Here is a 17989-nt window from a genome sequence, read left to right as displayed (position 1 = left end):
CGTCACGCCGGGGCGAGCGCCGTCACGCCGGGGCGAGCGCCGTCACGCCGGGGCGAGCGCCGTCACGCCGGGGCGAGCGCCGTCACGCCGGGGCGAGCGCCGTCACGCCGGGGCGAGCGCCGTCACGCCGGGGCGAGCGCCGTCACGGTGCGGTGTAGGTGACCGTCACCTTCTCGTAGCCGAGGGAGCGCAGCAGTCCCTCCAGCATCTTGCGGGTGTTCTCCTCGGCCCGCTGGGTCAGGCCGCTGTCGCGGGCGGCGGTGGTGATCCGCTCCTCGGCGAGCTGGTAGACCTGCTGCTGGCGGTTGGGGTCGCCCTTGACCAGTTCGCCGACCCGGTTGAGCAGCCCACGCTCCTCGGCGAAGACGTAGCTCTTCTCCAGGTCCAGGTTGGTCTTGCCGAGCTGCGGCGCCGGCAGCCTGATCTCCACCGACTTGCCGTCGGCCGACTCGACCACCGCGCCCTCGGAGATCTTGGTGAAGTCGACGTACGCCTCCACGCTGCCGGCGCCGACGAAGAGGGTGCGCTGGCTGAGCAGCCAGTCCGGCACGTTGCGCCGGTCGTTCTGGAGGTCGACGACCACCTGGAAGTTGCCCTCGGCCGCGACGTAGCGGCTGAGATCCTGGATCGACTTGAGCAGCGGCGGCTGGCTGCGGTCGGTCTGTTCCTTGGCGAACGGGTTGCGGAAGTCCGGCAGCAGGCCGGTGGCCTGCACGCCCAGCAGCACCACCACCGCCAGCGCCGCCGCCCCGAGCACCCAGAGCAGGCCGCGGGCGGGCCCGCCCGCCCGCGGTGGCGCACCCGGCTCCGGCTCGGTCGTGACAGCCGAGCGCTCCTTGAGCGCCTCGCCGGTCGGATAGCCGGGGAACTCCCTCGTGGGCTCGTTGATGTCACCGTCGCGGGCCATGGCCCTCACCGTCCTCGGTCAGACTCGTCGTCTGCGGATGACGGTACGGCTCCTGTGCGACAGCCGCTCGGCGAAGGGCACGCCGCCGCGCCCATCCGGCACAACCACGGGTCAGGACGGGCCGGGCAGTCGGCGGACCCCGCTCACTCCATGGGCCCGGAGAGGACGAGCACCCGGGCGTGGATCTGGTTGCGCTGCTGCAGCGCCGCCCGCAGAGCGCGGTGCAGCCCGTCCTCCAGGTAGAGCCCGCCGTTCCACTGCACGACGTGCGGGAAGAGGTCGCCGTAGAAGGTGGAGTCCTCGGCGAGGAGCTTGTCCAGGGCCAGCTCGCGCTTGGTGGTGATCAACTGGTCCAGGCGCAGCGGCCTGGGCGGGATCTCCGCCCACTGCTTGAGCGTCAGGTTGTGCTCCGGGTAGGGACGCCCGTCCCGGACCGCTCTGAAGATCACGACGGCACGCTCCCCTCCCCCTGGCCGGGCCGACCCACGACACCGGGTCGGGTCACGGCGTGGTGCCGCGACCCGCGGCACCGATGACCGTGCCAGCGTAGCGGGCTGCACCACACCGCGTTTCTGCTCCCTGATGTCAGTTTCACCACCCGGCGTCCGGTTCGCCACCGGACGAGACGAATGATCCGGCCCCCCGGTGCCGGTCAGCTCCACCGCCCCCGCCGGACCACCTCGGCCGCCGGGCGGCGCCCCCGACGCAGCGACGGTGACCGATGGTCGGGGGCACGATAACCCACCGTGACGGCGCCGACGGGCTCGTACTCCGCCGGCACCCCGAACGCCTCCCGGTACGCGTCGAGGCGCTGGGCGGGGATGCCGAAGAAGCACGCACCCAGCCCCTCGTCCACGGCGGTCAGCAGCATCAGCAGGGCGGCGAAACCGGTGTCCACGTACCAGTAGGGCACCGGCCAGCGCTCCGTCGAGCGGTCCGCCCAGCCCTTGTCCGGTTCCGCGTACCGCTCCAGGTAGGCCGACCGGTTCGCGTGCGGGACGACGATCAGCGGGGCCCGCCGCATCCCCGCCAGCCACCGCTCCCGACCGCCGCCGTCCGGGGTGGTCGACGCCCAGAACCGCTCCCGGTCCTCCGGCGCCTCCAGCACCAGGAAACCCCAGCCCTGGGCGAAACCGGCCGACGGCGCACGCACCGCGTGGTCGAGCAGCCGCTGCACCACGTCGGGCGGGACGGGACGGTCCGGGTCGTAGTTGCGCACCATCCGGCGCCGCCGGACCACCTCGCTGAACTCCATGCGCTCCCCCGCTCAGACCCCGGGCCGTACGCCCCAGACACCCCGCCAGGTCGCGCCCGGCTTAAGGGTGATCACGTCCCGGCCGGAGCGGAACGCGTCCGGCGGGCAGGTCATCGGCTCCACCGCCACCGACCGACGCCGCCGTTCGCCGGGCAGGGCGTCGCCGGTGAACACCTGCCACCAGCCGAACTCCCGGTCCGCCCAGATCCGCACGCCCGCCGCGCCGTCCGGGGCGGCCAGGCTGACCACCGAGCCGCCGTCGTCGTCGCGCACCACGTCACCGAAGCAGAGGTCGAGCCGGGCGCCGCCGATCCGGCGAGGGCTGGTCCAGTCGTACTCGGTGCCGGCGACGGGGGTGCCCCCGATCGGCAGCAGCCGCGAGTCCACCTGCAACCGGGTCCGGGCCGGCAGCCGCATCGACAGGTCGTCCACCGCCACCCCGGGCACCCGCAGGTACGGGTGCACCGCGAAGCCGAAGGGCGCCGGCTCCCCGCCGAGGTTCGTCGCCTCGTGCTCCGCGCGCAGGCCGTCCGGGCCGACGCTCCACCGGGTGCGCAGCCGCAGCGGCCACGGGAAGCCCGGCTGCGGCGGCAGGTCGTAGCCGACGGTCACCGCGTCGGACGACTGCTCCACCAGCCGCCACGGCACCCAGTTGACCAGCCCGTGGATGGCCACGCCCCGGTCCGGTTCGCTGAGCGTGAGCTGCAACGACCGCTCACCGAAGGTGTAGCGCCCGTCGCGGATCCGGTTCGGCCAGGGGGCCAGCACCTGCCCGGCGCAGCCGGGGCAGAGCTCGTCGACGTCGTACCCGTCGAGGTGGTCGGTCCCGTCGTGCCGGTATGTCCGGACCCCGCCGCCCACCTCCACGATGACGGCCTCGTGGCCGGCGGCCGAAATGGTCCACTGTGCGCCCGAGGGCGGACGCTGGTCGGGGGTCTCCATGCCGGGGACCCTAACGGTTCCCGCCCTACCGTCGCTCGCCACGACCGGTCCCGTCACGCCCGGTGACCGCCGGTGGAGGTCCCCGCCCGGTAGCGCAGCAGCACCGGGAACGCCACCGCGAGCAGCACCGCGAGCACCGCCGAGAGCAGACCGCCGCTGACCCAGGCGACGCCGCCGCCGAAGCCGGCCGCCACCGCGCCGGCCCGCAGGTCGCCCAGGCGCGGGCCACCGGCGATGACCACCGTGTTGACGCCCATGAGCCGCCCGCGCATCCGGTCCGGCGCGTAGACCAGCAGCAGCGACTGCCGCAGCACCGCGCTGACCAGGTCGGCCGCCCCGGCCACCGCGAGCAGCAGCACCATCAGCCAGAGTTGGCCGGCCAGCCCGGCCGCCGCCACGGCCAGCCCCCAGCCGACCACCGCCGCCACAAGCACCAGTCCCTGCCGGCGCAGCCGGCCGATCCACCCGGAGGTCAGCCCGCCGAGCATCGCCCCCGCCGCGATCGCGCTGTAGAGCCAGCCGACCGCCGCGCCGCCACCGAAGCGCTCCTCGGCGATCTCCGGGAAGAGCGCCCGGGGCATCGCCAGCACCATGGCGATCAGGTCGATGACGAAGGAGAGCAGCAGCACCGGCGTGGTCGCCAGGTAACGCAGCCCGTCGACGATGCTGGCCAGCCCGGCCCGCCGCGGGGTGGCGGCCGGGCCCGCGTCCGGGTCCCGCTCCGGCGGCATGGCCGGCAGCTTGACGGTCGCCCAGACGGCGACCGTGAAGAGCACCGCGTCGGCCGCGTACGCGACGGGCAGGCCCAGATCCGTGCCCCACCCGGCGAAGATCAGGCCGGCGGCCAGCGGGCCGAATACCGAGGCGGCCGTGTACGTGGTGAAGTTCAGCGTGGTCGCCGCCGGCACCAGCTCCCCCGGCACCAGCCGGGGCAGGATCGCGTTGCGGGTGGGCGAACCGACCGCGAAGGCGATCGACTGCACCGCCACCAGGGCGAGCAGCAGCAGCGGGCTGCCGACGCCGAGCACCGCCTGCACCACCAGGGCGAACGTGGCGACCCAGAGCACCGCCGAGGTCGCCAGGAGCACCTTGCGCCGGTCGTGCGTGTCGGCGACCGCGCCGCCCCAGAGCCCGAAGACCAACAGCGGCAGGAACGCCGCGATCCCGATCAGGCCGACCCACAGCGAGCTGCCGGTCAGCGCGTACATCTCCACCGGCACGGCGACCGCGGTCAGCTGGATGCCGAACATCGCGATGCCGTTGCCCAGCCACATCCGCCGGTAGGCCGGCACGGCCAGCGGACTCAGGTCGATCGCGAAGCGACGCAGCCCGCCCGGCCGGGCGTCCTTGAGCTGGGTCACGGAGCCAGCCGCTCCACGGTCCACTCCCCGGCCCCGGTGCGCCGGAACCGCAGCCGGTCGTGCAGCCGGCTGGCCCGGCCCTGCCAGAACTCCACGGAATCCGGCCGCACCCGCAGCCCACCCCAGTGCGGCGGGGCGGGGATCGGCTCGACCTCGGCGAACCGCTCCGCCGCCGCCCGGTACGCCTCGTCCAGCACGGCCCGGTCGCCGATCACCCGGGACTGGGTGCTGGCCCAGGCACCGAGCTGGGAGCCGCGCGGCCGGCTGGCGAAGTACTCCTCCGTCTCCGCCCGGTCGACCCGCTCGGCCCGGCCGGCGACCACCACCTGCCGGTGCATCGGGAACCAGGGGAAGACGAGGCTCACGTACGGGTTGGCGGCCACCTCGGCGCCCTTGCGGGACCCGTGGTTGGTGAAGAAGACGAAGCCCTCCGGGTCGTACCCCTTCAGCAGCACCGTCCGCGCGCTCGGGCGGCCCGCGGCGTCGGCCGTGCCGGCCACCATCGCGTTCGGCTCGGGCAACCCGGCGGCGACGGCGTCGGCGAACCAGCGGGCGAACTGACCGTGCCAGTCGGCGGCCAGGTCCGCCTCGGAAAGGCCCAGCTCCGCGGCGTACTCGTTACGCATGCCCGCCGGCCGGGCTGTGTCCCCCGTCACGTTCCCTCTCCTCCTCGTCGACCCGGCTCACCCTCTGCGACGCAGGCCAGCCCACACCGCACAGTGTCACCGACGCGGTCCGTGCCGTCCGGACCGGGGATGTCGTGTGCGGCACAGTCGTCGTGGGTCGCGGATCCGGTTACCCAGCAGGCAAGATGTCACGAACACATCCCTGAGGGTCGCCTAAGGCGCTCGCCCGGCTGGGCCGGGACCGGAGCCCCGGGCGGGCGCACCGAGCAGATCCAGGAGAGCGACATGGCCGATTTCAAACCCGGACTGGAGGGCGTCGTAGCCTTCGAGACCGAGATCGCCGAACCCGACCGCGAGGGCGGAGCGCTGCGCTATCGCGGGGTCGACATCGAGGATCTGATCGGCCAGGTCTCCTTCGGCAACGTGTGGGCGTTGCTGGTCGACGGGCGTTTCGGCCCGGGCCTGCCGCCGGCGGAGCCGTTCCCGGTGCCGGTGCACTCCGGCGACATCCGGGTGGACGTGCAGTCCGCCGTCGCGATGCTCGCCCCGTACTGGGGTCTCAACCAGCTGCTCGACATCTCCGACGAGCAGGCCCGCGAGGACCTGGCCCGGGTGTCGGTCACCGCGCTCTCCTTCGTCGCCCAGTCGGCGCGCGGCCTGGGCCTGCCGGCCGTGCCGCAGAAGGAGATCGACAAGGCGTCCACCATCGTCGAGCGCTTCATGAAGCGCTGGCGGGGCGAGCCGGACCCCCGGCACGTCAAGGCCGTCGACGCCTACTTCATCTCGGCCGCCGAACACGGCCTGAACGCCTCCACCTTCACCGCCCGCATCGTCGCCTCCACCGGCGCGGACGCCGCGGCCTGCATCTCCTCCGGCATCGGCGCCCTCTCCGGCCCCCTGCACGGCGGCGCCCCGTCCCGCGTGCTGAGCATGCTGGAGGCGGTCGAACGCAGCGGCGACGCCGAGGGCTACGTCAAGGGCGTGCTCGACCGGGGCGAGCGGCTGATGGGCTTCGGCCACCGCGTCTACCGGGCCGAGGACCCGCGCGCGCGGGTGCTGCGCCGCACTGCCAAGGAACTGGGCGCGCCGCGCTTCGAGATCGCCGAGGCGCTGGAGAAGGCCGCCCTGGCCGAGCTCCAGGCCCGCCGGCCGGACCGGGTGCTCGCCACCAACGTCGAGTTCTGGTCGGCCGTGGTGCTCGACTTCGCCGAGGTGCCGGCCCACATGTTCACCTCCATGTTCACCTGCGCCCGGATGGGCGGCTGGAGCGCGCACATCCTGGAGCAGAAGAAGCTCCAGCGGCTGGTCCGCCCCTCGGCCCGCTACGTCGGCCCGGGCACCCGCAAGCCCAGCGAGGTCGAGGGCTGGGACGCCATCCCGCACGGCGTCTGAGATGTAAGGAAGGGCCCCTTCCTAACGCATTGCGTTAGGAAGGGGCCCTTCCTTACATCCGGATGCGACGTCGGAGGTGGCGCACCCGGATGGGTTGTGGTGCACGCCTCAGCGCCGCTGGTGGGACCAGCGGCCGGACCGGCCCGCCCGGGTGGGAGGATGAAGGCCGGCAGTGTCGCCGGACCGGGCCCGGGTCCCGGCCACGTCGTACGCCTGAGCGCGCGTCCGCCGTCCGATCCGCGCCCGCCTGAACACCGGGCCCGCCCTCGCCCATGCGGAAGGATCTCGACAACCGTGGCTGACGCACCGACCATCCGGATTCCCGACGACCTCAAGCCCGCCGACGGGAGGTTCGGCTGCGGGCCCTCCAAGGTCCGTCCGGCGGCGGTCTCCGCCCTCACCGAGGTGACGACCAGCTACCTGGGCACCTCGCACCGGCAGAAGACCGTCCGTGACCAGGTGGCCCGGCTGCGCCGCGGCATCGCCGACTTCTTCTCCCTGCCCGAGGGCTACGAGGTGGTGCTGGGCAACGGCGGCACGACGGCGTTCTGGGAGGTCGCGACGTTCGGCCTGGTCCGTGACCGGGCCCAGTTCGCGAGCTTCGGCGAGTTCGGCGCGAAGTTCGCCAAGTCGGTCAGGGACGCCCCGTTCCTCGGCGAGCCCACCGTTCGCAAGTCGGAGGCGGGCAGCGCCCCCGCCCTGACCGCCGAGGCCGGGGTGGACGTCTACGCCACCCCGCACAACGAGACCTCGACCGGCGTCGCGGTGCCGATCAGCCGGGTCGCCGGCGCGGATCCCGGCGCGCTGCTGCTGGTCGACGCCACCTCGGGCGCCGGCGGGCTGGACGTCAACGTCGGCGAGACCGACGTCTACTACTTCGCCCCGCAGAAGTGCTTCGGCTCCGACGGCGGCCTGTGGCTGGCCCTGATGTCACCCGCCGCGCTGGAGCGGGCCGGCGAGATCAAGGCGTCCGGCCGCTACATCCCGGCCTTCCTCGACCTGGTCACCGCGATCGACAACTCGCGGTTGGAGCAGACCTACAACACCCCGGCGTTGGCCACCATCTTCCTGGCCGCCGAGCAGACCGACTGGATGAACTCCCAGGGCGGGCTGGCCTGGGCGGCCAAGCGCACGGCCGAGAGCGCCGCGATCGTGTACGGCTGGGCGGAGCGCTCCGAGGTGGCGACGCCGTTCGTCACCGACCCGGCGCTGCGCTCCAACGTGGTCGCCACCATCGACTTCGCCGACTCCGTGGACGCCACCGCGATCGCCAGGGCGCTGCGCGCCAACGGCATCGTGGACACCGAGCCGTACCGGAAGCTGGGCCGCAACCAGCTTCGCGTCGCGCTCTTCCCGGCCGTCGAGCCGGCCGACGTCGAGGCCCTGACCGGGTCGAGCGACTCCGTGGCCGCGCGACTCTGACTCGCCGACACGGTCGGGGGCCGCCGGCCGGGTCGGGGGCCACCGACCGTGACCATCGTCGCAGCTCAGTCGCGACATGCGGGTGTCGCATCCCCCACCTGTGGGCAGATGCGCGTACGGTGGTGCGAGGACGCCCGGGTGGCCGGCTCGTGGCGTGACGGCCAGCGAAGCGGGACGGAGGCAACGCCATGCGCCCAGTACGCTTCGTCGCCCTCTCCGAGGACGGCCAGGCCCTGGTGCTCGCCGACGAGGTCGGGCGACTGCTCGCCCTGCCCATCGACGAGCGGATCGCCGGCGCGTTGCACGCCGAGCCCGGCGCCCCGCCGCTCGCGGTGGCCCCGACGACGACCGCCGATCCGGTGCCCTCACTCTCCCCTCGGGACATCCAGGCGAAGATCCGCTCCGGCGAGTCCGCGGAGGACGTCGCCCGCATCGCGGGCGTGCCCGTCGACCGGGTGCTGCGCTACGCCGGCCCGGTGCTCCAGGAGCGGGCGATGCTCGCCCAGCACGCCCGCCGCACCCGGCTCAAGGGCGCCGACAAGCCCACCCCGCTGGCCGAGGTGGTCAACGGTCGGCTGGCCCAGCACGGCATCGACACCGAGAAGATCTCCTGGGACGCGTGGCGCCGCGACGACGGCACCTGGCGGATCGTGGCGACCTGGCCGTCGGGCAAGGCGACCGCGCAGGCGATCTGGGATCTCGACAAGACCCGGCAGGCGGTCACGCCGCACGACGACATGGCGCAGTACCTCTGCGCCGAGCGGCCCACCCCGATCCTCGGCCAGGAGCCGGCACCGGAGCGGGGCGGCCACGCGCTGCCCGGCCCGTCGCGCGGCGAGCCGAGCCGGGGCGGGCACGGCCTGCCGGCGGCAGCCGAGCACAGCCGTCCCGGCCGCGACCCGATCCGGGCCGGGCGCGACGCCCTGCTCGCTTCCCTCGACCGTCCGCTCGGCTCGACCTCGGGCCGTGGGCTCGAACCCCGCACCCCGGCCGCCCTGGCGGGGCAGGACGCGCCGCGCCAACGGCCGGTCGCCGGTGGGGCGGCGGCGCTGCTCGGCGGTGGTCAGGGTTCCGCGTTCGACGACGACTCGGACGCGCCCAAGGAGGTGCCGGCCGTGCCGTCGCTGGCGGTGCTCCGGCCCCGGCGCACGGGGGCGCCGGCGGCAGCGGCGGGCGGCGAGTCGACCGACGCCGGCGGCAAGCCGCGCAAGCGCCTGCCGAGCTGGGACGACGTGCTCTTCGGCAGCGGCCCGGCGGCCCGCGAGTCCTCGTGACCGCCTGACTCCGGCGCCCACCCGGTCGCCGGGGTGCTGCGGAAGATGGCCGAGGGCGGGGCCGCGCGCGGCGCCAGCGGCCGTCCGCCGACGCGCTCGCCGAGTACCGGCCCACCATCGAGGCGTACGAGAAGCTCTGCGGCGACCTCGGTCACGACCCGGCGGACGTGGCTCTCGGCTGGCTGCTGTCGCGGCCCGGGGTGACCGCCCCGATCATCGGGCCGCGCACCGCCGACCAGCTCGACCGTTCCCTGGGCGCCCTGACCGTCGACCTCGCCGAGGCCACCCTCGCCCGCCTGGACGAGCTGTTTCCGCCTGTCGGTGACGGCGGCCCCGGCCCGGAGGCGTGGGCCTGGTAGCCCGGCGGCCAGACCAGGGGTTCGCGTCGGGACCGGTGCGGTTCCCCCTGGTCGGCGCCGCCGTACCGGCGGTAGGGGCCGGCCAGCGGACGGCCGTCAGAGGGGCCAGGCGGCCAGGCGGTCGTAGGTGGGGCGGGGGCCGGGGTGGCTGCGCACGAGGACCATCTCGCCGGCCGACCACTGCGGCCCCTCGTAGGCGTCGAGGGTGGTCACGTCGGCGGCCACGTCGGCCGGGGACATCCGGTCGGCCGGGCGGGCGATCGTCAGGTGCGGGCGGAAGGGCTTCTCGTCGTACGGCAGGCGGCCGTGCCGCAGCCGGGAGCGGATCAGCCGGGCCAACACCTGCACCGGCTGAACCTCGCCCCGCAGGTCGACCCAGAGGACGGTGAACCGGCCCCGCCCGAACCGCCCGCCGCCGGCGAGCCGGAGCCGGGGCGCGGCCTGACGGCCGTCGCGGAACCACTCGGCGGCCAGCCCGAGCGCGCTCTCCACGGCGACCAGCCGGTCCGCGTCGACGTCGCCGAGGAAGGCGAGGGTGACGTGCGCGTTGGCCGGGTCGGCGAGCCGGACGTTGGTCCCGGCGGCGGCCGCCGCGCCGACACGCAGCCGGGCGACCTGCGCGCCGAGGTGCGCGACCGCCCCGGGCGGTGGGTAGAGCGCGACGAAGAGCCTCACGCGGCCGAGCCCTCAGCGGTGCCGCTGTCGGTGGCCGGGCCGGGCGGCGGGCAGGGTCAGCCCGGCGGCGTGCAGCAGGCCCTCCACCCGGACCCGTTCCAGCTCCAGGTCGACGCCCTCCAGCTCGGCCAGGTACTCGGCGAGCCCCAGGGCCCGGCAGGCCAACCGGAGCCGGTCGTCGTACGCCTGGAGGACCATGCCGTGCCAGATGGGCTGGCGGCCGTCGGAGCCGACCCCCTGGCCGCGCAGGCGGCGCAGGTCGGCGGCGAGTTCCTCCAGCGGACGCCGGTCGGGGCGGTCGAAGCCGGTGAGGTCGATGTCGCGGGTCAGCTCGTCGGCCGCCACGGCCCGGTCCAGCCGGACGATGGTGCGCCGTTCCCGCCGGCGCTCCCGCCACTCGGCGTACGCGCAGGCGAACCGGTCGATGATCTCGTCCGCGCAGGAGACCAGGGCGATCACCACCGGCACGCTGGCCGCGGCGACGAAGATCAGGATCAGCAGCAGCGCGCGCCCGAGCTCCACGTATCGACGCTAAGCCTCTTTCCCCCTTACCGCCACCGCTTTCGTGTCATCCACGCCATCCGTCGGACGGGACGGAGCGTCCCGCCCCGGGCGGCGCGGCGCTCAGCAGTCGGCGGAGGTGACGTAGAAGCGCGGCATCGGCAGGACGCGGAAGCGCAGCCGGGCACCGGAGCGGCGCAGCTGCCAGGTGAGCGCCACCAGGATGGTGGCCAGCGAGATCAGGCCGCCGATCCAGATGCTGGCGCCGGCGCCGTAGGTCTCGGCGACCCAGCCGATGAGCGGCGCCCCCACCGGGTTGGTGCCGAGGAAGACCAGCACCCACAGGGCCATCACCCGACCGCGGAAGGCGGCGTCCGTGCCGAGCTGGACCCGCTGGTTGGCCGCCTGGGCGAAGAAGACCATGAAGAAGCCGGTCGGCAGCAGCAGGGCCACCACGATCCAGTACGCCGGGGCGAGCCCCACCAGCGTGCCGAAGCTGGCGCAGCCGACCCCCGCGCCGAGCACCAGCCAGACCGAGGGGCGGCTGCGCCGCCCGGTGCCCGCGAGCGCCCCGACCAGTGCGCCGACCGCCAGCGCGGTGCTGAACAGCCCGAACGAGGCGGCACCGGTCTCGAACACGGTCTTGGCCAACGCGGCGAGGGTCAGTTGGAAGTTGAACAGCGACATGCCGATCACCGACATCAGGGCCATCGGCAGCAGCAGGTCGGGCCGGCGCCAGACGTAGCGCAGCCCGTCGACCACCTTGGCCGACGCCCGCTCGTCGCGTGGCGGCAGCGCCTCCCGGTGCAGCTCGGCGGGGTGCATCCGGATCACGGTGACCAGCGGGGCGATCGAGCTGAGCGCGGAGAACAGAAAGACCGGCCCGACGTCGAAGGCGGCGATGGCCAGGCCGGCGACGGCGGGGCCGATGATCCGGGCCGAGTTGAACACGGCCGCGTTCAGCGAGAGCGCGTTCGGCAGCAGCGACGTGCCGACCAGTTCGGAGACGAACGCCTGCCGGACCGGGGTCTCCACGGCGTTCGAGACACCGAGCAGGGTGGCGAACGCGAAGACGTGCCAGAGCTGCACGAGGCCGGTGATCACCAGCAGGCTCATGGCGAGCGCCAGCACGGTCCAGAACGCGTTCGCGACGAGGAGCAGCATCCGCTTGTCGTAGCGGTCGGCGAGCCGCCCGGAGAGCAGGGTGAGCAGCAGCACCGGGGTGAACTGGAGTGCGACGACCACGCCGAGCGCGGTGGCGGAGTTGTCGGTGAGCTCGAGGACCAGCCAGTCCTGGGCGATGAACATCATCCAGACGCCGACCAGCTTGATCAGCTGCCCGGATGCGAAGAGCCGGTAGTTGCGGACCTGTAGCGACTGGAACATCGTGCTCAGCTTTGCCTGCACTCTTGGTGCGCCTCCTCGCGGTCGTACGCGTCATCGACGTCGGACGGCGCGGAGGCACGACGCGCGGGTCAGGCGCGGGCCAGCTGCTGAAGGATCTCGGCAGCCTGCCGCAGGGTGTCCCGCTCGGCTTCGGTCAGCTCGGCCAGCCGGTGGGCCAGCCACTCGTCACGGACCCGCTCGAACTGGTCGAGCACCGCCCGTCCCCCCTCGGTAGCCGCCAGGATGACCTGCCGGCCGTCGGTCGGATGGGGGGTGCGCTGCACGAGGCCGCGCTCCTCCAACTTCGCAACGATCTTGGTCATCGTGGGCGGCTGCACCCGTTCCACGTCGGCCAGTTCCCGAGGCGTCAGCGCACCCGCCAGCCGGAGGCTGGTGAGTGCGGAGAGCTGGGTGACCGTGAGGTCGCCGACCGGCCGGGCCTGGCGGACCCGTCGGTTGAGCCGGGTGATCGCATCACGCAGCTGCGGTGCCAGCTGCGCCGGTGGCATGCGTTCCGCCGTCACCGTCCGCTCCGTCACGATAGTTAGCCTAACTAATTAGCCAGGCGAATGAGTGGCGATATGACCATGCTCACGAGAAGTTTGCCCTGCTCCGGGCCGGGAATCCTGTTCGTTCCGGCCCGGAGCGGGCGGCGTGTCAGAGCAGCACGGACTCGATCGGCCCGCGCAGGAAGTAGAGCACGAACAGGGCGGCCACCCCGTACAGCAGCGGGTGGATCTCCCGGGCCTTGCCCCGCGCGAGCTTCACCACCACGTACGAGATCAGGCCGGCGCCGATGCCGTTGGAGATCGAGTAGGTGAAGGGCATCAGCACGATCGTCAGGAACGCCGGGATGGCGATCTCGTAGTCGGACCAGTCGATCGTCCGCACCGCGGTCATCATCAGGAAGCCGACCACCACCAGCGCGGTGGACGCCGCCTCGAACGGCACCACCACGACCAGCGGCGCCAGGAACATCGCCAGCAGGAACAACCCGCCGGTGACCAGGTTGGCCACGCCCGTACGGGCGCCCTCCGCCACACCGGCCGCGCTCTCGATGTACGACGTGTTGCTGGACGTGCTCGCCGCACCGCCGGCCGCCGCCGCGATCGAGTCGACCAGCAGGATCTCCCTGGCCCGTGGCGGGGTGCCCTGCTCGTCGAGCATGTTCCCCTCCTGGCCGACCGCGACCATCGTGCCCATGGTGTCGAAGAAGTCCGTGATCAGCAGGGTGAACACGAACATCAGCACCACGACCCAGCCGGCGCGGCCCCACGAGTCGAAGACGTTGAACTTGCCGAGCAGCGACAGGTCCGGCAGGTCCACCCAGGTCCTCGGCAGCTCCGGGACGTTCAGCGCCCAGCCCTTCGGGTTGGGCTTGCCGTCGACGAAGGACGGCCCGATGTTCGCCACCGCCTCGACGATGATCGCCAGTACGGTGGAGCCGAGGATGCCGATCAGGATCGCGCCCCTGACGCGGCGCACCAGCAGCACGATGGTCAGCAGCAGGCCCACCACGAAGACCAGCAGCGGCCAGCTGGCGAGCTTGCCGCCGATGCCCAGGCTCACCGGGACGGTGCTGTTCTGCACGTCCGGCACCCGGCGCACGAAACCGGCGTCGACCAGGCCGATGATGGTCAGGAAGAGGCCGATGCCGACGCCGATCGCCGTCTTCATCTGCGTCGGCACCGAACGGAACACCGCCGTACGCAGGCCGGTCAGCACGAGCACCGCGATGATCACACCCTCGATCACCACGAGGCCCATCGCGTCCGCCCAGGTCATCTCCGGGGCGATCTCGTACGCGACCAGCGCGTTGACGCCGAGGCCGGCGGCGAGCGCCAGCGGGAACCGGCCGACCACGCCCATCAGGATCGTCGTCAGGCCCGCGACCAGGGCGGTTGCCGCGGCGAGGGCGGCGATGGACAGCTTCTGGCCGTCGCCGTCGACGGCACCACCGATGATGAGCGGGTTGAGCACCACGATGTACGCCATCGTGAAGAAGGTCGCCAGGCCACCGCGCACCTCGCGGCTCATCGTCGAGCCACGGGCGGAGATCTCGAAGTACCGGTCGAAACCGTTACGCGGGTGCGCTGGGTCGGGTGGTGTGCCGTTCTCGGGCGGCGCTACTGACATCAGGTCCTCGCAGGTGATCTTCCGTTGTCGCGCGCATCGTCGCAGATCACCGGCCAGCAGGAAAAGTTGATCGCGTACGCTTGCCGCGTGCCGAAGGAGCAGCCACCGCGGCCCGAGCCGCTCGACCCGCCGATGGTGCCGTTCGCCCTCGCCGGGATGGCCGCCTGGGCACTCGCCGGGCTGGTGTTGCTGGTCTTCTTCCGCGGCTGGCTGACCGCGCACGGTCACCAGGACTGGCTGTGGATCTGCCTGGCCGGCTTCCTGTGGGGTTTCCCCGGTCTTGCCGTGATGATGCGGCACGACGCCCACCGGCGCCGCCGCCGCACCGGCCGCTGACCTGCGACGACACCGATCCGCCGGACCGGCCCGCAGCCGGTCGCGTCAGGGGTGCCCGTACGGCTCCGCCGGCTCGGCCGCCTCGACGGAGCCCGGTGCCCGGCTGACCGCCACGGGCTCGACCGCGCTGTCGTCGTAGACCGTCGGCATCTCCTCGACCTGGGTCTCGGCGGCCTCGATCAGGGTCTCCGAGTGCGCCCCGCAGCCGTGGTCGGCGCTGACCACCCGGCCGTCGTCGGGGGCGTAGAAGTTGCCGCAGGCCCCGAAGGCCTGCCGCAGGGCGCCGGCGAGCGGCAGATAGAAGCCGCAGGTCCCGCAGCGGGCGGCGGCGGGGGCGGCGGCCGAGATCGCGGCGGACGGACCGTGGTCGCCGTCGTACCAGCGCTGGGCGGCCTCGCTGCGCCCCTCGCGGGAGAGCACCCGGGCCCGCCCGAGACCGAGCTCCCACGCGGTCTCCTCGACCGCCGGGTCGTCGGAGAGCAGGTAGCCGGGCTGGAGCCGGTCGTCGTCGGCCGGAGTGGGCAGCAGGTCACCGGGGCCGAGGTCGCCCGGCTTGAGCCGCTCCTGCCACGGCAGCCAGCCGGGGGCGAGCATCGCGTCCGTGCCGGGCAGCAGCACGGTCTCGCAGATCGTGACGTTGCGGCTGCGCGGCACGCGGGTGACGGTGACCGCCCACCGCCAGCCCCGGTAGCCCGCGAGCCGGCACTCGAAGTAGTGCGTGACGAGTCGGTCGCCCTCCGCGACGGCCTGCAGATGGTCGCCGACGTCCGAGGGGTCGACCTCGGTGATGGCGTCACGTGCCACCTCGACGGCGGCGGCGCAGACCTGGTCGAGACGAGCGGCACGGGCGGAGGCGGGCCTGGTCACCAGACCATTGTTCCCCATGCGTACGGCGGGCCGACAGGCACCCGCCGCTGATGTTCTGCGACAGTGGTGCGGCGCGGACGGGCCGGATGGGCGAGGATGGTGGACATGCCGCTGTTCTCCCGCTCCGGGCGGTCCGTACTCGGGCGGACCGTCGGCACCGGCATCAAGGCCGTCCGCCTGTTGTTCCGGGGCTCGGTCAGTGGTGGGCGCTGGATGACCCGCCGGGCGGGCCGGGCGCGTGCCCGGGGCGCCGGGGGCGAGGTCGGCATGGTCCGCCTCTTCGACCTGCACGCGATCTCCTGCGCCGGCGACACGCTGATCGCCATCGGCCTCGCCGGGACGATCTTCTTCAACGTCCCGCTCGGCGAGGCACGCAGCAAGGTGGCCCTCTACCTGCTGGTGACCATGGTGCCGTTCGCCATGCTCGCCCCGGTGGTGGGGCCGCTGCTCGACCACTTCCGCCACGGCCGCCGGTACGCGCTGGCCGCCACCATGCTCGGCCGGGCCTTCCTGGCCTGGCTGATCTCCGACTACATCCACGGCTTCGGCCTCTATCCGGCGGCCTTCGGCGTGCTGGCGCTCTCCCGGGCCTACGGGGTGGCCCGCTCGGCGGCCGTCCCGCGACTGCTGCCCGAAGGGCTGGGCCTCTCCCAGGTGGGCGCCCGGGCCAGCGTCTACGGCACCGTGGCCGGCGCCCTGGTGGCCCCGATCGGCTTGGCCGCCTTCTGGTTCGGGCCGCAGTGGCCGCTCCGGGTCGCCTCGATCATCTTCCTGGTCGGCATGGTGATCTCCCTGCGGCTGCCACCGAAGGCCGACTCCGAGCCGCCGGAGCGGGTGCCCCGCCCGCTGCGGGTGTTCGGCCGGCGCACCGGCGACCGCCCGCTGGGCCGGGGGCGACCGGCCGGCCGGCTCGTGATCGCCACCCTGGTCGGCGCCGCGACGCTGCGCGGGTTGTACGGCTTCCTGCTGCTCTTCCTGGCCTTCGCGATCAAGGCCGGCGACCTGACCACCGTCGTCTTCGGCCGGGACCTGGGCGACGAGGGAGCGCTGGGCCTCGTCGGCGCGGCGCTGGCCGTGGGCACCTTCCTCGCCACCGCGATCGGCACCCGGCTGCGCATCCACCGACCAGTCGCGATCCAGTCGAGCGGCATGATCATCGTGGGCGGGGTGGCGGTCCTCGCGGCGCTGATGTTCTCGCTGCCGATGGTCGCCCTGCTCTGTCTGGTGGCCGCGCTGGCCAGTGGCATCGCCAAGCTCGCCGTGGACGCCTCGATCCAGGAGCGCATCCCGGAGCGGCTGCGGGCCAGCTCGTTCGCCCATTCCGAGACGGTGCTGATGCTCGCGTTCGTCGCCGGGGGCGGGTTGGGGCTCGTACCCTTCGACGGCCGGGTCGGGATCGCCGTCGCCGCCGGGGTCGGCACGCTGGCCGCCGTCCGGGGCGTGGTGGTGGCGGGCCGCCTGCGTGCCGAGCGGCTCGCCGGTCGCCCGCTCGCCGACGACGAACTGGCCGACGAGACCGACGAAGCCGGCGGCGACAACGGCACCGGCAGGAACGACGGGACCGGCACGGGCACCGCGGGCGACACGGGCACCGCAGGCGACACGGCCGACGCACGAACCAGGACCGGCACGGGCGCCGGAGGAGACGCAGCTGGCACGGGCGCCGGAGGAGACGCAGCCGGCACGGGCGCCGACGCCCGCACGGAGGCAGGGGCCGGCCCCGACGCCGGGGTGGCGCCCGTCTCGCCCGCCCCGGCGCAGGGCGGCTCGCCGCTGGACGACCCGGCCCTGGCTCCGCCGGGTTACCACATCTACCGGCCCTCCTCGGCGGTCGGCGGGCCGGGCGGGGCGGACGACGAATCCCGCCGCGAACCGCAGGGACCCCTGCCGTGACGGGCCTGCTGGTGGTCACGGCGGTGCCCGCCGAGGCCGAGGCGGTCCGCGCGGGCCTCACGGATCCGTCGACGGCGGTGCTGCCGGTCGGGGTCGGGCCCGCCGTCGCCGCCGCCACCACCACCCGGCTGTTGGTGCTCGCCGAGGCCGCCGGGCGTCCGTACCGTGGCGTGGTCAGCGCGGGCGTGGCGGGCGGCTTCGCCGGGCGGGTGGAGGTCGGCGCGACGGTGCTGGGCTCCGTGTCCGTCGCCGCCGACCTGGGCGCCGAGTCCCCGGCGGGCTTCCTCCCGGTGGACGAGCTGGGCATGCCTCCGGAGTGGCTCGGTGGTGGCCTCGCGCTCGCCGCCGACCCGGGGCTGCTGGCCGCTCTGCGGGCCGGGCTGCCGACGGCGACGGTGGGCGCGGTGTTGACCGTCAGCACGGTGACCGGCACCGCCGCCAGCACGCACGCCCTACGCCAACGTCACCCCGACGCCGTCGCCGAGGCCATGGAGGGGTACGGCGTGGCGGTCGCCGCCGCGCAGGCCGGCGTCCCGTTCGTCGAGCTGCGTACCATCTCCAATCCGATCGGCCCCCGCGACCGCGACGCCTGGCGCATGCGCGAGGCGCTCGCCGCCCTCACCGCCGCCGCCGCCGCCCTGCCCTGAGCCCGCCCTG

The 17989-nt window shown here is 73.9% G+C and carries 18 protein-coding genes and 2 pseudogenes; 8 read left to right on the top strand and 12 right to left on the bottom strand.

Annotated features, from left to right (window positions below; genetic code table 11):
• Positions 1–142: 142 nt before the first annotated feature.
• From KBX06_RS05925 to pdxH, 6 genes are all read right to left on the bottom strand, one after another.
• Complete coding sequence (locus KBX06_RS05925) at positions 143–907, bottom strand: DUF4230 domain-containing protein (protein ID WP_210833157.1); 765 nt, start codon at positions 905–907, stop codon at positions 143–145.
• A 143-nt stretch (positions 908–1050) separates the two neighbouring features.
• Positions 1051–1356, bottom strand: a complete 306-nt coding sequence (locus tag KBX06_RS05920; RefSeq protein WP_210833156.1) for a type II toxin-antitoxin system VapB family antitoxin — start codon at positions 1354–1356, stop codon at positions 1051–1053.
• Positions 1357–1559: 203 nt separating this feature from the next.
• A complete protein-coding gene (locus KBX06_RS05915) occupies positions 1560–2162 on the bottom strand; it encodes a nitroreductase family protein (RefSeq protein WP_210833155.1) in 603 nt (200 codons plus the stop codon).
• A gap of 12 nt (positions 2163–2174) precedes the next feature.
• Positions 2175–3104, bottom strand: a complete 930-nt coding sequence (locus KBX06_RS05910; protein ID WP_210833154.1) for an aldose 1-epimerase family protein — start codon at positions 3102–3104, stop codon at positions 2175–2177.
• 53 nt (positions 3105–3157) lie between these two features.
• Entirely contained in the window at positions 3158–4465 is a 1308-nt protein-coding gene (locus KBX06_RS05905) for an MFS transporter (protein ID WP_210833153.1), read from the bottom strand.
• Positions 4462–5091: a pyridoxamine 5'-phosphate oxidase gene (pdxH, locus tag KBX06_RS05900; RefSeq protein WP_210833321.1), complete on the bottom strand. Its 630-nt coding sequence runs from the start codon at positions 5089–5091 to the stop codon at positions 4462–4464. Before pdxH ends, KBX06_RS05905 begins: the two co-directional genes overlap by 4 nt.
• A 285-nt stretch (positions 5092–5376) precedes the next feature.
• On the opposite strand from pdxH, the gene KBX06_RS05895 reads away from it, so the two are divergent.
• From KBX06_RS05895 to KBX06_RS05880, 4 genes are all read left to right on the top strand, one after another.
• On the top strand, positions 5377–6483 hold the full coding sequence (locus KBX06_RS05895; protein ID WP_121396987.1) for a citrate synthase 2: 1107 nt from the start codon (positions 5377–5379) through the stop codon (positions 6481–6483).
• 294 nt (positions 6484–6777) lie between these two features.
• Positions 6778–7905 carry a phosphoserine transaminase gene (gene serC, locus KBX06_RS05890; protein WP_210833152.1) on the top strand — a complete coding sequence of 376 codons (1128 nt, stop codon included), beginning with the start codon at positions 6778–6780 and terminating at the stop codon, positions 7903–7905.
• Between the two features lie 188 nt (positions 7906–8093).
• Positions 8094–9179 (top strand): septation protein SepH, encoded by a 1086-nt coding sequence (sepH, locus tag KBX06_RS05885; RefSeq protein ID WP_210833151.1) that lies wholly within the window; start codon positions 8094–8096, stop codon positions 9177–9179.
• 116 nt (positions 9180–9295) lie between these two features.
• Positions 9296–9538, top strand: a complete 243-nt coding sequence (locus KBX06_RS05880; RefSeq protein ID WP_307854468.1) for an aldo/keto reductase — start codon at positions 9296–9298, stop codon at positions 9536–9538.
• Between the two features lie 96 nt (positions 9539–9634).
• On the opposite strand, the gene thpR is transcribed toward KBX06_RS05880, so the two are convergent.
• The 5 genes from thpR to KBX06_RS05855 form a co-directional block, all read right to left on the bottom strand.
• Positions 9635–10213 carry an RNA 2',3'-cyclic phosphodiesterase gene (thpR, locus tag KBX06_RS05875; RefSeq protein ID WP_210833150.1) on the bottom strand — a complete coding sequence of 193 codons (579 nt, stop codon included), beginning with the start codon at positions 10211–10213 and terminating at the stop codon, positions 9635–9637.
• A 12-nt stretch (positions 10214–10225) separates the two neighbouring features.
• A complete protein-coding gene (locus tag KBX06_RS05870; RefSeq protein WP_210833149.1) occupies positions 10226–10735 on the bottom strand; it encodes a hypothetical protein in 510 nt (169 codons plus the stop codon).
• A gap of 102 nt (positions 10736–10837) precedes the next feature.
• Positions 10838–12121, bottom strand: coding sequence for an MFS transporter (locus KBX06_RS05865; RefSeq protein WP_210833148.1), 1284 nt, complete (start codon positions 12119–12121; stop codon positions 10838–10840).
• A gap of 68 nt (positions 12122–12189) precedes the next feature.
• Positions 12190–12639 (bottom strand): MarR family winged helix-turn-helix transcriptional regulator, encoded by a 450-nt coding sequence (locus tag KBX06_RS05860; protein WP_210833147.1) that lies wholly within the window; start codon positions 12637–12639, stop codon positions 12190–12192.
• A 118-nt stretch (positions 12640–12757) separates the two neighbouring features.
• Complete coding sequence (locus KBX06_RS05855; protein WP_210833146.1) at positions 12758–14236, bottom strand: NCS2 family permease; 1479 nt, start codon at positions 14234–14236, stop codon at positions 12758–12760.
• 87 nt (positions 14237–14323) lie between these two features.
• Here KBX06_RS05855 and KBX06_RS05850 point away from each other — a divergent pair, with 87 nt between their 5' ends.
• Positions 14324–14572: a DUF2530 domain-containing protein gene (locus KBX06_RS05850; RefSeq protein WP_210833145.1), complete on the top strand. Its 249-nt coding sequence runs from the start codon at positions 14324–14326 to the stop codon at positions 14570–14572.
• Between the two features lie 45 nt (positions 14573–14617).
• On the opposite strand, the gene KBX06_RS05845 is transcribed toward KBX06_RS05850, so the two are convergent.
• The gene (locus KBX06_RS05845; RefSeq protein WP_210833144.1) at positions 14618–15457 is read right to left on the bottom strand and encodes a DUF3027 domain-containing protein; all 840 of its coding nucleotides are present in this window, start codon (positions 15455–15457) and stop codon (positions 14618–14620) included.
• An 87-nt stretch (positions 15458–15544) separates the two neighbouring features.
• Between KBX06_RS05845 and KBX06_RS05840 the strand changes: the two are divergent.
• From KBX06_RS05840 to KBX06_RS05835, 3 genes and pseudogenes are all read left to right on the top strand, one after another.
• Positions 15545–16966, top strand: a pseudogene (locus tag KBX06_RS05840) (MFS transporter); the annotation flags it as partial.
• Positions 16967–17095: 129 nt separating this feature from the next.
• Positions 17096–17332: pseudogene (locus KBX06_RS28660) on the top strand (MFS transporter); the annotation flags it as partial.
• Positions 17329–17979 carry a futalosine hydrolase gene (locus tag KBX06_RS05835; protein ID WP_210833142.1) on the top strand — a complete coding sequence of 217 codons (651 nt, stop codon included), beginning with the start codon at positions 17329–17331 and terminating at the stop codon, positions 17977–17979. The pseudogene KBX06_RS28660 and the gene KBX06_RS05835, both read left to right, overlap by 4 nt.
• The last annotated feature ends 10 nt before the right edge of the window (positions 17980–17989 follow it).

Source organism: Micromonospora sp. C31, from assembly GCF_018070575.1.
Classification (GTDB): domain Bacteria; phylum Actinomycetota; class Actinomycetes; order Mycobacteriales; family Micromonosporaceae; genus Micromonospora.
Note: the sequence above shows the minus strand (reverse complement) of the source record. Positions and strands in the feature narration are given on the sequence as shown.

Coding starts and splice junctions, on each gene's coding strand:
- KBX06_RS05925 (WP_210833157.1), bottom strand. CDS start 907: ATGGCCCGCGACGGTGACATCAACGAGCCCACGAGGGAGTTCCCCGGC.
- KBX06_RS05915 (WP_210833155.1), bottom strand. CDS start 2,162: ATGGAGTTCAGCGAGGTGGTCCGGCGGCGCCGGATGGTGCGCAACTAC.
- KBX06_RS05910 (WP_210833154.1), bottom strand. CDS start 3,104: ATGGAGACCCCCGACCAGCGTCCGCCCTCGGGCGCACAGTGGACCATT.
- pdxH (WP_210833321.1), bottom strand. CDS start 5,091: ATGCGTAACGAGTACGCCGCGGAGCTGGGCCTTTCCGAGGCGGACCTG.
- KBX06_RS05895 (WP_121396987.1), top strand. CDS start 5,377: ATGGCCGATTTCAAACCCGGACTGGAGGGCGTCGTAGCCTTCGAGACC.
- sepH (WP_210833151.1), top strand. CDS start 8,094: ATGCGCCCAGTACGCTTCGTCGCCCTCTCCGAGGACGGCCAGGCCCTG.
- KBX06_RS05855 (WP_210833146.1), bottom strand. CDS start 14,236: ATGTCAGTAGCGCCGCCCGAGAACGGCACACCACCCGACCCAGCGCAC.
- KBX06_RS05845 (WP_210833144.1), bottom strand. CDS start 15,457: ATGGGGAACAATGGTCTGGTGACCAGGCCCGCCTCCGCCCGTGCCGCT.